The sequence below is a fragment of the Prochlorococcus sp. MIT 1223 genome (assembly GCF_034092465.1).
GTDB lineage: Bacteria > Cyanobacteriota > Cyanobacteriia > PCC-6307 > Cyanobiaceae > AG-402-N21.
Genome location: NZ_CP139303.1, coordinates 440,364 through 453,492 on the forward strand (window position 1 = coordinate 440,364; position 13,129 = coordinate 453,492).

The 13,129-nt window shown below is 38.0% G+C and carries 18 protein-coding genes; 13 read left to right on the forward strand and 5 right to left on the reverse strand.

Annotated elements, in window-relative coordinates:
* The first annotated feature begins 482 nt into the window (after positions 1–482).
* Genes SOI85_RS02375 through SOI85_RS02400 form a run of 6 tightly spaced genes read left to right on the forward strand, consistent with a single transcriptional unit; the run spans position 483 to position 2,831 of the window.
* The gene (locus tag SOI85_RS02375) at positions 483–722 is read left to right on the forward strand and encodes a hypothetical protein (protein ID WP_320664634.1); all 240 of its coding nucleotides are present in this window, start codon (positions 483–485) and stop codon (positions 720–722) included.
* Positions 723–956 carry a hypothetical protein gene (locus SOI85_RS02380; protein WP_320664635.1) on the forward strand — a complete coding sequence of 78 codons (234 nt, stop codon included), beginning with the start codon at positions 723–725 and terminating at the stop codon, positions 954–956.
* Complete coding sequence (locus SOI85_RS02385; protein WP_320664636.1) at positions 953–1,462, forward strand: hypothetical protein; 510 nt, start codon at positions 953–955, stop codon at positions 1,460–1,462. Before SOI85_RS02380 ends, SOI85_RS02385 begins: the two co-directional genes overlap by 4 nt.
* Positions 1,462–1,806, forward strand: coding sequence for a hypothetical protein (locus SOI85_RS02390; RefSeq protein ID WP_320664637.1), 345 nt, complete (start codon positions 1,462–1,464; stop codon positions 1,804–1,806). Before SOI85_RS02385 ends, SOI85_RS02390 begins: the two co-directional genes overlap by 1 nt.
* A 59-nt stretch (positions 1,807–1,865) precedes the next feature.
* Complete coding sequence (locus SOI85_RS02395) at positions 1,866–2,192, forward strand: hypothetical protein (RefSeq protein ID WP_320664638.1); 327 nt, start codon at positions 1,866–1,868, stop codon at positions 2,190–2,192.
* The gene (locus SOI85_RS02400; protein ID WP_320664639.1) at positions 2,193–2,831 is read left to right on the forward strand and encodes a hypothetical protein; all 639 of its coding nucleotides are present in this window, start codon (positions 2,193–2,195) and stop codon (positions 2,829–2,831) included.
* Positions 2,832–2,919: 88 nt separating this feature from the next.
* On the opposite strand, the gene SOI85_RS02405 is transcribed toward SOI85_RS02400, so the two are convergent.
* Positions 2,920–3,153 (reverse strand): hypothetical protein, encoded by a 234-nt coding sequence (locus SOI85_RS02405; protein WP_320664640.1) that lies wholly within the window; start codon positions 3,151–3,153, stop codon positions 2,920–2,922.
* Between the two features lie 121 nt (positions 3,154–3,274).
* Entirely contained in the window at positions 3,275–3,406 is a 132-nt protein-coding gene (locus tag SOI85_RS02410; RefSeq protein WP_320664641.1) for a hypothetical protein, read from the reverse strand.
* A gap of 401 nt (positions 3,407–3,807) precedes the next feature.
* Between SOI85_RS02410 and SOI85_RS02415 the strand changes: the two genes are divergently transcribed.
* Together SOI85_RS02415 and SOI85_RS02420 are read left to right on the forward strand one after the other, a co-directional pair.
* A complete protein-coding gene (locus SOI85_RS02415) occupies positions 3,808–5,232 on the forward strand; it encodes an AAA family ATPase (protein WP_320664642.1) in 1,425 nt (474 codons plus the stop codon).
* A 2-nt stretch (positions 5,233–5,234) separates the two neighbouring features.
* Positions 5,235–6,173, forward strand: a complete 939-nt coding sequence (locus SOI85_RS02420; RefSeq protein ID WP_320664643.1) for a hypothetical protein — start codon at positions 5,235–5,237, stop codon at positions 6,171–6,173.
* A 38-nt stretch (positions 6,174–6,211) separates the two neighbouring features.
* Here the strand turns inward: SOI85_RS02420 and SOI85_RS02425 are convergent, their stop codons facing one another.
* Genes SOI85_RS02425 through SOI85_RS02435 form a run of 3 tightly spaced genes read right to left on the reverse strand, consistent with a single transcriptional unit; the run spans position 6,212 to position 7,850 of the window.
* Complete coding sequence (locus SOI85_RS02425) at positions 6,212–7,312, reverse strand: AAA family ATPase (protein WP_320664644.1); 1,101 nt, start codon at positions 7,310–7,312, stop codon at positions 6,212–6,214.
* Positions 7,313–7,315: 3 nt separating this feature from the next.
* The gene (locus SOI85_RS02430) at positions 7,316–7,576 is read right to left on the reverse strand and encodes a hypothetical protein (protein WP_320664645.1); all 261 of its coding nucleotides are present in this window, start codon (positions 7,574–7,576) and stop codon (positions 7,316–7,318) included.
* A complete protein-coding gene (locus tag SOI85_RS02435; protein ID WP_320664646.1) occupies positions 7,566–7,850 on the reverse strand; it encodes a hypothetical protein in 285 nt (94 codons plus the stop codon). Before SOI85_RS02435 ends, SOI85_RS02430 begins: the two co-directional genes overlap by 11 nt.
* Before the next feature lie 681 nt (positions 7,851–8,531).
* On the opposite strand from SOI85_RS02435, the gene SOI85_RS02440 reads away from it, so the two are divergent.
* The 5 genes from SOI85_RS02440 (at position 8,532) to SOI85_RS02460 (ending at position 13,020) form a co-directional block, all read left to right on the forward strand.
* On the forward strand, positions 8,532–9,458 hold the full coding sequence (locus SOI85_RS02440) for a restriction endonuclease (protein WP_320664647.1): 927 nt from the start codon (positions 8,532–8,534) through the stop codon (positions 9,456–9,458).
* Positions 9,445–9,777 carry a hypothetical protein gene (locus SOI85_RS02445; RefSeq protein WP_320664648.1) on the forward strand — a complete coding sequence of 111 codons (333 nt, stop codon included), beginning with the start codon at positions 9,445–9,447 and terminating at the stop codon, positions 9,775–9,777. The genes SOI85_RS02440 and SOI85_RS02445 overlap by 14 nt, the downstream gene beginning before the upstream one ends.
* 39 nt (positions 9,778–9,816) lie before the next feature.
* Positions 9,817–10,308, forward strand: a complete 492-nt coding sequence (locus tag SOI85_RS02450) for a hypothetical protein (RefSeq protein WP_320664649.1) — start codon at positions 9,817–9,819, stop codon at positions 10,306–10,308.
* A gap of 345 nt (positions 10,309–10,653) precedes the next feature.
* Positions 10,654–12,024 carry a hypothetical protein gene (locus SOI85_RS02455; protein ID WP_320664650.1) on the forward strand — a complete coding sequence of 457 codons (1,371 nt, stop codon included), beginning with the start codon at positions 10,654–10,656 and terminating at the stop codon, positions 12,022–12,024.
* 3 nt (positions 12,025–12,027) lie between these two features.
* Positions 12,028–13,020 carry a protein NO VEIN domain-containing protein gene (locus SOI85_RS02460; protein WP_320664651.1) on the forward strand — a complete coding sequence of 331 codons (993 nt, stop codon included), beginning with the start codon at positions 12,028–12,030 and terminating at the stop codon, positions 13,018–13,020.
* Positions 13,021–13,129: the final 109 nt, after the last annotated feature.

Below are 13,129 nucleotides of genomic sequence, written 5' to 3' on the forward strand. Positions count from 1 at the left end.
GATTGACAATCAGTCTAGCGAAGCAAAATTATAACCATTTGGATATCAATCATTTATTCAAGAGGTAAAAGAATATAAAATTGTTAGGGTATTAATTACTCCAAATAATGGGACAGCGGAAGTGATAAGAGTTAACGGAACAAAGTATAAAGTAAGACTAAAAAAAAATAAAAATCTATTGCAATTACTTACGCGTCAAAAGGTAGATATTGGAGTTCAACCTTCTTCCTCTAAATAACTGAGAAAGTAATTTCTTTACTTAGTTAACTCACATAGAATGGAGTGTTTCATGAGTAATAACGTTCAGCCATTTCTTTAAGCATCTTTCTGATGTGCTTATCTTGAGCATTGTTTTATTTACAAGCGAATGGATGGGTCCTTGCTAGGGCTTTCCAGTTCTTTAAACCACTTTTAAAAGAAGCAAAGAAGAATGGTGAATTAAGAAGTTGGCTAAAGTGGAAATTAAGTATTAACAGGGTGAAATGAAACGCTTACTACTTCCCTTAATCGCTGCTCTTGCTTTACCTACAGCGGCTAGTGCTGAGAGTTATAAACTACTTGTGAAGGTGGATGAATTTGGAAAGATCTCTACTTCTGTTCTGACAATGTCTAGCAAAGAAGCATGTGAAGCTGGAAAGAAGAGAGTACTGCAAAAGTCTCAATGGGAAGGATATAAAGCACCTAATTTTGGTGTGGCTGCAATTTGTATAAAGAGTGAATAAATGAAACGCTTACTACTTCCCCTACTCGCTGCTTTCGCATTACCTACCGCTGCTAGTGCTGAAAGTTATTGGTTGCTACTTACGCACTCAAAATACGAAACATTTGAAAAAATTGAAATGGGTTCTTTGGATCAATGTGAAGAAATGGGAGCTTTATTTGTTAGTAGTAAGCGTTTAAATATGCCTATAGCACCTGCATGGAAGCCAGGTTTTGAATGCTTTGAAGGCAAATGAAAAGATTTCTCTTAATATTTGCTTTGATTAGCTGTACTTCTTTTAGCCCTAAAGCCAAAGCTGATTTTGGCGACGCTGATTTCCCTGTTGGGATGTTTGACGATGGGCCAAAAAGTTATCACGATGCATGGTGTAGAAAAATTAAAAATAAATGTCGCATTCGATTTCAAGGACCTTCAATGTGGGTTGAAGGACAAGGAGGTATTCAAACTTCTCAGTATGTGAGATACAGGTATGACAAAGACGGTGAAGAGTATTACAACTACATCACTTATAAATCGGGTGATGGCCAAGAAAGAGAAGCTCTTTTCTTATTTACGAACTTCTATGCTCAAAGGAATTTTACAAAGGCTCTTCATCTTTGGAGGAAGCAAAACTCAAAACCGTTCCCCAACCTCCGTCTACCAGCAAGCCAAGGTCCACAAGATACACAAGGTAGAGACAAAGGAAATAACCCTTACGACAATCCAGCAATTACTGATTGGAATAAGAAAACCACTGATTAATGAAACGCTTACTACTTTCGCTAATCGCTGCTCTTGTATTACCAGCATGTACAACTGAAGTCGTATATGAAACTCGGGAGCTTGCTTGGAACGAATGCAGAAGTTGGATGAAGGAAGGAGGTGAGTTTTATATCCAAGAAGGAAGTGACTACAACATGGTTACTAGGTGGTTGCCTAGAAGATTCTGTTTCTACAACGAAGACAAGATGGAAATGGTTGGGCAAGAACTAATTCAAATAAAAGAAGGAGACAAGTTCTTAGCTGAGAATTTTCCTGATATAGGGGAAGGTATCGCCACTCCTGTTAATCAAAAAACTTTTAAATTTCAAAAACCTATTCCATAATAAAGAAGACACACTATGGTTGATCTGGAAGAAACCACTGTGGAGGGGCATAAGAAACGATGATTCCTAAAAATAATAAGAAAGATCGTGAGCGAGACGAGGAATATTATTCAAAATTGCGTGAAGTAATAGATCGAACAAGAATTGTTGACCCACCCCTAAAGCCAGATATTGATTCAAAAGGTCTTCTTGAAAGACTTAAAAAAAATCTTGGCACAATAAAAAAATTTCGTTTGATACTTTCACGTAACCCTGGTTTATTTGAGACAGAAGAAGACAGAGAAAAACGTCTTGCAGCTCAGAAACTTAAAGCAAAAAAAATAAGACGGTATCTATATGTAGCTTTGATAATTATTGGAGCTATTCTTGTGATCTTGATAGGTTAAATGATACCTGATAAATTGCCTAGATTAATACTTTCCTCACTTTTATTAGTCGTTGGACTGCAGACCTCAATGAATGCAATGCCTTGGGGAAATGATTTAATACTCAAATCAAAATTAGGCGAGAAATATATAATTAAGAAATCCACTCTTAAGTTTTACAAAAAAGGCTATGAAAACCTAGGTATGGCAATGAGAAGAGAGATAGGTGATAACAAATGGTTGGCAAAAGATTATCAAAAGAAGATTGATAATGAAGGAGAAAGAGATGAATGTATGGCAAGGGAGAGATGTTTAGGATATAAGTCCTATGATCCTGCTTGGACAAAGAATGTAAAAAAATATACTGAAAAGGCAGAAGAAGCAGAAGCTTTTTATAATAAAAATAAAAATTTCTTAAACCTTTATAGAGGCCCGAAAATCCATTTAATTAGCATTAATTACACCCCTATTTTTCAAGATATAAATGGAATAAAAACTATAAAAGAAGAGAAAAATGTAAGTTGCTTAAATCCAAGACTAAGTAGCAAAGCTAAAGAACTTTGGGAAGGAGTTATTGCTTATAGATCTTTAACTTCTTATGATAAATATAATGATCCTCCCTTGCACTCAGCAGTATGCAAAAAGTTCGCCAAGTTTTAATAGGTACTTCTGAAGGATTTTTGCTGTGGGTCATCCGAAGGCTCGAAATCTTCCTAGCGACAACCTCTCAAACTTGTAGACAATTAACTTACGCGTCCATATAGTTCATCTTTCTAGTGGGATTACTTGGTCGCCATTGGAGGATTCCTTGGAGGTGTACATCTAATGGACAGTGCCCTCTTGGATTTAGATCTAGATATGTTTTCCCTTCAATACTGACTTCGTAAGGCTTTAACCAACCATCACGTCTGACTTTATATAAAGTACTTCGACTGGAATATCCAAGGATGCGAGCAGTTTCTGAATAGGTGCAATAAGGCATGGACTTAATTTTGTAGACAGTCAGTGGCTTTCCTGACCATTACTCTTATACCCCTAAAACACCTTTTATTAACAAGAAGTGTCCATGCTTTTAGAACTAGAGCCTAGAAAAGGAAATTGCGTTAACCAAGGTTCTGTCTGACAGGTCTCATCATTCCTCCATCGTCATCATCATCTCCAAATCCAAAGAACAGCCATGTAATAGCAAACACTGCAATTGAGCCAGAAAGGGTAAGTACTTCTAATTCGTTCAAAACGTACCCAATGCAATTTCAAGAACACTAGCTGTTATTTCTAATTTTGCTTGGATAGATAAGTGGGATTTATAGGACCTATGAGAGTTCTGAAACTTACTGGCGATGAGTTGCTTGATTCGTTATCTTTTTAGAAATCAGTCCCACCTGTCTGAGCAATGACAAAAGAGGTCTACGAAGCAGTACTTGAAGCATCAAAGAATGGTGAGCTGTGGGGCGTAAACAGAGTTCGTTGTTAATTTTATTTGGTTCGTTATTTTCTGATGAGATAGAAACAAAAGATAAAGATTGCAACTCGGAAATTCCCTCTGTAAACAGATTTAGTAAGTAACCATCGTTTTTACTTAGAATTGCAAGAAAGTTTCTGCTTTCTGTAAAAGGAAGGGGCCTAAAATTTTTTGATGATAAGTTCCACTGCCAAAAAAGAATTAATAAGTCAAATAACTCGCCTATGTGAGAATTGGAAGAGGGATAAGAATTTAAGAGATGAGGCAAACGAAGCTGAAGCAGAGCCTTTAGCTAGAAATCTATTGCAAATACTAGGAATAACTCAGGAGAGAGTCTTCCCCCAATACAAATGCTCTAGCAATAAGAAAGTTGATTTAGCTGTCAAATTTCAACCATTAGGAGACTCAGATAAGTTCACAAAGCCAGATCTAATTGTTGAAATCAAAAGACCTTCCTGGATCTTTTCTGAAGGCGAAGAGAAATATTCTCAAACAGTTTCTCAATTACAGTCTTATCTTTCGGGAGAGAGGTGCAAATCCGTAAAGTATGGAATCATTTTTAATGGGTGCCAAATTCAACTTTTTAGAAAACATGGAATGCTTTCTTACCCAATTAGTTCAATATTGTCGTTGGACAAAGAGAATATAGATTTAACTATTGCCTACTTGGTGGAACATATAATGCAAGATAGTGATCTAAGAGGAACAATTCTTACTGTTTGGAACAATAAAGGAGGTGTTGGTAAAACAACCATTGCTCAGAGTCTGGCAATTCTATTAAGTGAGAAAATCTCTTTTGGTAAGAAAGAGAAGAATAAAATTCTTTTAATTGATTTTGACCATAACCAAGGAGATCTAACTGCAAATTGCAAAATGGAAAGAAGTGAAGGAGAGACAAAAAAACTTTTAGACGATGACTATCAAAATAATTTGTCTAATGAAGGGATCATTAGGTCGCTTAAGTCATTCACGAATATTCCCAAGAAAGGGAGAAAACCACGCTTCCCTTTTGATATAAAAGTCCTAAGAGCTGACTCAGCATTAAGCAGAGCAAGTATTAGCTATATGAAAAATTTTGATGCAAAGGATAGGTTGCCTTTAAGAAAACTAAGCCTAAACCTATCAAAGTCATTCGATTACATAATTATCGATGCGCCTCCTAATTATGAACAAAGTATATTTTCACAAGAAGCCGTAAGTGCAGCTGACTGTATCCTTCCAATTGCTCTATTCCAAAATAGTAATTCAATCAGAAATTATGCTAATGCCATCTTTGATTACTTAAAACCAGCTCAAATAAAACGTGCCGATGGTGGGCCTTTTAGTTTAGGAATTTGGTTTAATCGATGGAGAACAACTTGGACTTCAACACCAACTAGTTCTTCTGTCTCTAAGCAAATTAAAGATGCTGAGAAGGCAGAAGAACGTATGGAACTTAAACGCATCTTTTATAAACCCAATACTCGTCAGTTAAGAAAAATAGATGAGACTGCTGACATAGCAAGATCAATTATGGATGCCAAAGGTTTGCCAGGTGTTGTTCGCTATATGAGAGCAAGAAATACTTTTGACTCTTTAGTTAAAGAGTTCTCTGATTAATCATGTCCCAATCTTCAATTGATTTAATTCGGATTCCGGTTAAGGATATTTTCACAGAGAATGATCCTGATATTGATGTAATTAAAGTTCTTGGGCTTTCCAAAAAATACCTTAAGAGTAAAGACTCTTTAAATTTTGTGCCTATGACTGTTGTCGCTGAGAGAGGAGGTAATTATCGACTTATCCAGGGGCATGATATTTTCCATGCACTCGTTCAAGCAGGAAAAGAATGGGCGATAGCGCTAAGGATTAAAGAAGATACAGGGTCTAGCGACCAATGGAGATATGAACTTGATCTATCAACAACTCAATTAAATATATGTAACTTAGATGCCAATGAATTTGAGCGTGCATTGGATTATTTCCAGACAACGATCAAGAAATTCGCAAAATTAAAGGTAGACAAACTAGTGTCAGATTTTGCAAATGACCCAACAAGAAAATACTGGTCAACTCTAGAAATACTTGTTGAAGCTAAATGTGGTATCACAAAAGGAAATCTGCCCTTACTAGAAAAGTATCTTTATGCCTCTCCAGATCTCTCAGAATTAAAGCCAATAACACCTATCAACATTAATCGTTCCTCCGAAGAGGATATTTTAGATCAACTACAGCGATTAAAGATTGAACCCAAAGCAGGCAAATTAAGGAAAATCGATTCTGTTGCTACAGCCAGAGCAATCGTTGCAGATGATGATCGAATCTATTGGTCTTTAAGTAAGCATCTTGTAAAAGCCAAAACTGGTATAACTACTCCGTTATGGCCACTGATTAAAGCTGGATTTTTCTTTGAACCAGCGCCAACCCCCGTACCTAATAAATCTAAGTTTTTGTTGAACCAACAAACTCCTGCGAATTTAAGAATAGAAGCAAAATCAAGAAACCTTGACCCAACAGGGCTTCTTAAGCCTGCTCTAGTAGAGCTTTTAAGCTCTACTTAAGTCAATGCGTTTATGTATCAAATCTAAAGGCGCTATGACTAAGTAGGAAAAGTCGCGTACTCATATCTAGAACGACCATGATTAACAAGTACTTTCCTGCGTTGAATTAATCCTTCTGAATACATTTCTGCTAAATAACGCCTTACTACTTCCTCTTCACTTGCTGGAGACAGGCCCATAGCAATCGATCGAGGATGACAATAATCACTAGTCTCCTTTAGATAATCGCTAATTCTTTCTCTTAACTTCTTACGCTTAGTAGGTAATAAATTATTTTCACCTACCTTGACTAGTTCAAAAGAATAATCCTCATCACTTCCTTGTAATTCCCATAGCGTATTGATCCTGCAATTCCTCTTTCCCAGACAGATTAGGCGAAACTGATCCTGCTTTTGAGGAACTCTTACGAGACCCCATATATCACTAATGGCATTACCGATTGTAGAAAGCCCCGCTATATCATGCGCTGTAATTGTTTGCCTCTCTTTCTTATCGATCGGTTGATTTAAATGAGTAGTAATAATTGCGCTGACCTTTGCCTTTGCAAACATTGAGCGGATCTTATAAAGCTTCCTCGTAAATCCTGTATCTGTCACTTCACAATTATCAGAAGCAAGTCCTTTTGTTGCGCTATCAATGATGATTAATTGATAGATGTTCTCATCGATTTTTTGTTGTAAACAGGTCAAATCGAGAGTGTTTTCAAGCCATGCAACATCACATAAACCATCAGGCAAACCCATCAACCGCAATTTGATTTCAGTATCTTCTTGAGGTTCATCGCATTGAATCAGTAATACCTTTAGTTTTCTTGTTTGCAGTTCATTCAAAAAAAAGCTTCCCTTGCTAACCGCTTCAATCAAACGCAGCAATAAAGCCGTTTTCCCAGAACCTTTTTCAGCCGCCAAAAGCAAAACTGCTCCTAAAGCAAGAAACTGATCCACTACCCAGACCCTTTTTCCTACTGAGTCACCCCCTCTTAATGTTTTGATCTGAATTGAATTTGATTGAGCTGAAGTCAATCTTCTTCCTACTTTTTTCTCTTCTGCTATTAGCTGGCGATCTTGCTCTTCCTGCCATGCCTGTTCCTCTTCTTTGGAATCAGGTATAGGAACAGCGCCAAAATCTCGTAAGTCCATTACTCATACTCCCATCGATGAGAAATCCTCTATTTCAAATGCAGCCTTTTCTGGGGCTGCAACTATGCGGCGAGATTGTTCAATCCTCCATTGATTGATTGATTCAATAGACCAACCAATCGGACCAGATCTCCTACCAGTTAAATAAACCCAATGGGTTCCTACTTTTAATTCATCTGATGCCTTCAATTCCATCAGACGAGAACGTCCTATACCAAGAAGCTCAACAGCCTCCTCAGTAGAGACAAATTTTTTAGTTTGCATTAATGCGTGAGGATCTAAGACGCTTTGCCCGTACTAATTGCTTAAGCCTTTTGATAGTTGGTTCTTTTTTATAGAACACATGCCCTGTTCGATTCTCATACTCAAAAACTGCGTCATTGAATAAACGAGCTTCTTGAGCTTCATCTCTAACCCCTTGGTAATGACCTCGGCGATGAGAGTTGTCAGTAATAGGTTTTCGAACAGGAAATCCGATGTCTTGCCCATTAACTCGGGTAATTTTCTGGGCCTTATCTGAATACTGATCTCTAGGCATAAGAAGTTACGTCAAAGCAGGTTGCTTTGCCTTATGACCTGACCATCAGCATCCAAACTCCAAAACTGGGAGAAGGTTACGGACCGAACCTAAAAAGGACTCTTTAGGCGGCAGTTTTGCCTAGCTATCGAAGAGGAAACCAATCTTCAGAAAAATTGGGCTTATTTACTCCTGCTCGAATAGTTCGTCAAAACATCCAGGGGAAACCAGAACTATGTCTGATGCACTAATGATAGTGAACAAATCCAATCTGCAACAACAGAATCCATTCAAGTAGTGGGAAAAAATAGCTTAGCCATAGAAAACCCCAGCATTCATCCAAGAATTATTCCCACAAGGTTCCCACAAATGTTTTCCCATTAAAAAAGACAGGCTGGGAAGCCTGTCTCTGACTGATCGGGGCGACAGGATTCGAACCTGCGACCTAGTGCTCCCAAAGGACGAGGTCGTAAAAGGTGAGAATCATTAAAAAGCCTTGATATCAAAGGGCTAGAAGACGTGATGCAAATTGATTTGAGACTCAATATTGCAAGAAATTAGAACATATTTAAAGGGGTTCTAATCACTCAGCTACCCCTACAGCTACCCCCAGCGACCTAGTGCTTTGGGAGAACCAGACAGCCGAAAATGCAACTTCTTTTTGTTTATTTAGATTAAATAAATAAACATATCTAATTCACCTTGGTCGACATTCCAAAATGGCATCAATTTATGAGACCTCTTTTGCTGGTCCTTAAAGAGAGTGGGGAAATGTACCGCCACGATGCAATTGAAGCTGTCGTTAAAAAAGAACGTCTTACAGATGAACAGCTTGCAATTTTGCAAGAAAGCAATGGGAAATGTGTTGCGAAGGAACGAATTGGCTGGGCTTCTTCTTACTTGCGTGTCGCTGGTGCTCTTGTTGGCCCAAAACGTGGATATTTCGCCTTAGGACCTAATTCTACGCAGTTATTAAATCTTGAACGAGCAATAACTAAAAGTGATCTAAAAGGAATTCCTGAATACCAAAATCATCAGGCAAAGAATGCTAGGACACGTGCTCAAGGGCTAGAAGATTCTGATAGTGATGATTTAGAAGATGACACACCTCAAGACTTAATCGATAGAGGAATTAAAAGATTGAGATCGCAATTGGTTGATGATCTTCTTGAACAAATTAAAAGTATTTCGCCAGCAGCATTTGAAAATCTGATTTTGCAAGTTCTTGCAAAAATGGGATATGGAGGTGGCGACCCAAGGAGAATTCAAGGTGTGCCTAGAGGAAAAGATGGTGGAATTGATGGAACTATTGATGAGGATAAGCTTGGTCTTGATCAAATTTATATCCAAGCGAAAAGATATTCAGACAATTCAGTAGGACGTCCAACGATCCAAAGTTTTGTTGGGGCAATGAGTGGAGGTGGTTGTAAAAAAGGTGTTTTCGTTACTAGTAGTGTTTTTACTTCTGAGGCAAAAGAATTTGCTAATGGTCTTAAAGATGTTCGTCTAGTTCTAATCGATGGAGTTGGCTTAGCAAAGCTAATGATCGAGCATTGTGTAGGCGTTCAAGTAAAAGAGACAATCCAAGTTGCAAGGCTCGACCAAGACTTCTTTAATGGCGAAGATTAAATTAATACCTAATGAGGATCTTGATTTAGCGAAGATCCCTAACCCAGAAGATCAATCCTATGACTATCAAGAGGTGTGGGGGCTATTTGCTCTAGCAATGAATGGCTATGAAGTATGTGGCGATTTTGAAGCTTGCCATGAATTAATGAGGAAGGTTTTAAATGAGCCATTAAATGCATCTTTAACCGAACTTCGATGTACATTATTTGCCTTGCAACGTCACCATCGGTGGAATGAATATTTAGACCCTGAAGATGACAAAGTCGTTCAAATCCTCAAATTAATTAGGGACAAAGTAGAGAAAGGGGAATTGGAGTGAACTAGATGAGCTAGAAAGAGAAATAAGTATTCGAAATTTATGGCTTTTTTGCTTCTGATTGTCATTGCTTTGATAACAGCATGTTTAGCCTCATCAATTGCTGAAGATAAAGGTCATAGTGCTGCAGCATGGGGGCTATGTGGATTTTTGTTTGGTCCACTGGGATTAATTGCCGCGGCTGGACTATCAGACCGAAAACTTCGGAGATACATTAGACAAATTGGAGAAAAACAAGAGGCTATAAAAGCAGAGGTATTGCCAAAGACTTTAGAAGAGACAAGAAAAGAAAAAATTATTGGAACCTTTGTATTACTCAAAACGGCAGAGGAGGATGCTGTTTTGGAGAAGATTCTCAGCTTTCTTGGCTCTGATATTGCAGATAAAGTGGATCGATCAAAATCTTACTTAAACGAACCTCTTTTTGGAGGGACAGAGTTTGTAGTAAATGATTCAAAAGGTAATTGTCTTGCAATTGCATTTCGAAATGAAGGTTTGATGAATGAATATCAGTGGGAAGTCTCTTTGCAGTGACTTAGGTCAGTCCTTTTTATTTAGAGGTGGGGTGGTCGCTGGCAAACTCTGAAAACCCTTCTGAATAGACCTATTGCAATAATCTAGCTACCCCTAGGGCTACCCTTTCTCACCTTGAGATTCTAAAAAACCAGTCGGGGCGACAGGATTCGAACCTGCGACCTAGTGCTCCCAAAGCAATCGGTTGTACACATGAGACTGAAATAAAAATCCAATCTCTGACTAAAAATATCCTAGCTATTGTAATGAGTTTGAGACTAACAATTGAAATGAATATCTATTTGTTTTAACTTGTATTTACTCAGGAGATCCCGCTGAGATCCCGCTTTAAAGTCCTCATCCTTAATGAAAGCTCGTTCAGAAGCGCCAGATTGGGTTCAAAGCATGAGGATCTTCCTTCGGGGGGAGGTTGGAGCAAACTGGCAGGTGACAACGAAAGGCAGGAGAAGGGCTTGTCTTGGCGTGAGGTTTGATGATGGAACGAGAGTTTTCAAGAATCTTCCTGTCTTATGGGAACGGGCACAACAAGCAAAGATCCAAGAGTTGGTTCTTGAAGTACATGAATTAGTGGTCAAGAAAAAGATATGTGGATTAGATGAGGCAATTGATCGAATCAACAAAGCCAATACTGAAGTTCCTAGTGCTGCAGATAGAGCAAACCCAATGCTTCTTCTTGCAGCCTGGGAAAAATACGAACACTACAAGGTCAAACAAAAAGGTGATGTCACGCAAGCGAGCTGGAATAAAGAGTATGGAGGAAGACCTAATACAAAAATCAATCCACCAAGGCCAAACGACAAAGGGAAAACATATGTAAGGTTTAAGCAGATAGTGAAAACAGCGACAAATGCTAATGAGTTATTGATTCAAATCGGTGACTACGAAGACAAGAATAAAAAGCCCGAACCAATTAAGCCCTTAGAAGCTGGCAGTCGCAGCAGGCAAATCAGAGTTCAACATGTTGCAGCTTTCCTAAGATGGGGAACTTCTAAAAAATCAGGCTATTTACTAAATCCAGAGAATTGGTCTGCACCACCAAGAAATGCAATCGATGATTATGTAGGAGTCAAGTCTGCCAAGAAGAAGAAAGAGACGTCTAATCCAACAGTTGCAATAGAAGATGATGATCTAATGGCGCTATTAGGCTCACTGCCAATAGACATCGATAAGGATGAAAAAAAGCATCGATTACGAGACAGAGCAATGGAGTGGGACTTTGCTTTAAAACTCTCTATTTGCTATGGATTAAGGCCTGAAGAAGTACGTCATGAACATCTAACGATCAAAAAGAATGACAAAGAATATTTATTTTGTACTTACTGCAAAAAGTCTGGAGGAGGAATAACTAAGCCAAGAAGACTTTGGCCGCTCCATCCCGAATGGGAAGAAAAATGGCATTTATTGGAACGTGTTAAGAAGAGAGATCCTTTACCAAGAATGAAAGCTGGAGCAGGTGATGCATTTAGAAATTACCTACGATTTAATGAAGTCTGGAAAAAATTGAAATCAGATATAGGAGTGGTGCCATATAGCTTTAGACATTCTTATAGCAAGCGAGCGCATCAAATTTATAAGTTAAGTGATACAGAAGTTGCAGCATTTATGGGTCATAGCGTTCCTGTGCATAATTCCACCTATGCTCAGTGGAGCAATGAAGCCATGCTTGAAAGTTCGATGGAACGTGCCATCAAATTTAGAGATTTAACGAGTAAGTAGGTAATGGAAAAGGAAAAAACTATATTCCCTAAAGAAAAGTTTGTTATTGGAGATCCTTATCAAAGAAAAGATATGGATGAAAAGATTGGTGAAACAAAGATAAATAATCGAAGTGGGTCTGGCGTCTTCTCTTTTAAAAATACCGTAGTTTTATTGGTGACTTTAGAACAAGATCTTACTGAAGAAGAGAACAGCTATGAAGACTTCTTTGAATATCCTGAGTTTGTATGGTCAAGTCAAAAGAAAGGGCCATACAGCAAGCCAACTACACCTGTAATGAAAGGGATGCTGGAAAGTGGAGCAGAACTTTTCGTAAGGCAAAAAGCAAAAAATGCGAGTAAAACAAATCCATATCTTTATTGCGGTTCAGTCGATGCTTTATCGCATGGGAGGCCTCAAGGAGAAGAAAGTCCTTTTAAAGTTAAATTCCAATTATTAGCGGATATTCAAGGGATTAATAGTGAAGTAGATAATTTAATAACCTGGAAACCGATTAATTATAAAAACACCAAAGCTTCTTATATTATTTCTTCATTGGATAAGAAAAAGAAGAAAAATAAAAAGAGCTCAAGCACGTCTCAAGGCTATCAAGCAGATAAAGAAATAAGGAATGCCGTTGAAGATTACGCTATGAAGCTCGCTATTTCACACTATGAATCCAAAGGGCTAAAAGTAAAAGATGTCTCAAAGGAAAAGATTGGCTATGACCTCTCTTGTGACTCAAAGACCTTTAGTTTTGGAGTTGAAGTTAAAGGTACTCGAAGCGCTGGTTCTAAAGTCATTGTCACTGAAGGTGAGCTGAGAAAAGCAAAGGAAGCGAAAGTAGAGCTATTTGTCGTATCAATGATTGAAGTTAAATATCAACTTGAGAAGAAAAATATAGTTTGTTCCTCTGGCCATTGGAGCGTAATTTCACCATGGAAGCCTTTAGCAGAATCACTCAAACCTAAAACGTATGACTATGAACTACCAACTGTTGAGTGGAATGAAATTTAAAGAACTGCGATGATCTATTTAAAGAATAACTATTTTCATTAATTGATTCTTCTAGAATATTACTTTAGTGAGTCACAGACTGGATTTCTTGACTTATAGAAAGAGCTGT

What these genes read in the sequence shown, in the direction of transcription:
- SOI85_RS02375 (WP_320664634.1), top strand. Translation starts at nt 483, where the DNA reads ATGAAACGCTTACTACTTCCCTTAATCGCTGCTCTTGCTTTACCTACA.
- SOI85_RS02380 (WP_320664635.1), top strand. Translation starts at nt 723, where the DNA reads ATGAAACGCTTACTACTTCCCCTACTCGCTGCTTTCGCATTACCTACC.
- SOI85_RS02385 (WP_320664636.1), top strand. Translation starts at nt 953, where the DNA reads ATGAAAAGATTTCTCTTAATATTTGCTTTGATTAGCTGTACTTCTTTT.
- SOI85_RS02390 (WP_320664637.1), top strand. Translation starts at nt 1,462, where the DNA reads ATGAAACGCTTACTACTTTCGCTAATCGCTGCTCTTGTATTACCAGCA.
- SOI85_RS02395 (WP_320664638.1), top strand. Translation starts at nt 1,866, where the DNA reads ATGATTCCTAAAAATAATAAGAAAGATCGTGAGCGAGACGAGGAATAT.
- SOI85_RS02400 (WP_320664639.1), top strand. Translation starts at nt 2,193, where the DNA reads ATGATACCTGATAAATTGCCTAGATTAATACTTTCCTCACTTTTATTA.
- SOI85_RS02405 (WP_320664640.1), bottom strand. Translation starts at nt 3,153, where the DNA reads ATGCCTTATTGCACCTATTCAGAAACTGCTCGCATCCTTGGATATTCC.
- SOI85_RS02415 (WP_320664642.1), top strand. Translation starts at nt 3,808, where the DNA reads ATGATAAGTTCCACTGCCAAAAAAGAATTAATAAGTCAAATAACTCGC.
- SOI85_RS02420 (WP_320664643.1), top strand. Translation starts at nt 5,235, where the DNA reads ATGTCCCAATCTTCAATTGATTTAATTCGGATTCCGGTTAAGGATATT.
- SOI85_RS02425 (WP_320664644.1), bottom strand. Translation starts at nt 7,312, where the DNA reads ATGGACTTACGAGATTTTGGCGCTGTTCCTATACCTGATTCCAAAGAA.
- SOI85_RS02430 (WP_320664645.1), bottom strand. Translation starts at nt 7,576, where the DNA reads ATGCAAACTAAAAAATTTGTCTCTACTGAGGAGGCTGTTGAGCTTCTT.
- SOI85_RS02435 (WP_320664646.1), bottom strand. Translation starts at nt 7,850, where the DNA reads ATGCCTAGAGATCAGTATTCAGATAAGGCCCAGAAAATTACCCGAGTT.
- SOI85_RS02445 (WP_320664648.1), top strand. Translation starts at nt 9,445, where the DNA reads ATGGCGAAGATTAAATTAATACCTAATGAGGATCTTGATTTAGCGAAG.
- SOI85_RS02450 (WP_320664649.1), top strand. Translation starts at nt 9,817, where the DNA reads ATGGCTTTTTTGCTTCTGATTGTCATTGCTTTGATAACAGCATGTTTA.
- SOI85_RS02455 (WP_320664650.1), top strand. Translation starts at nt 10,654, where the DNA reads ATGAAAGCTCGTTCAGAAGCGCCAGATTGGGTTCAAAGCATGAGGATC.
- SOI85_RS02460 (WP_320664651.1), top strand. Translation starts at nt 12,028, where the DNA reads ATGGAAAAGGAAAAAACTATATTCCCTAAAGAAAAGTTTGTTATTGGA.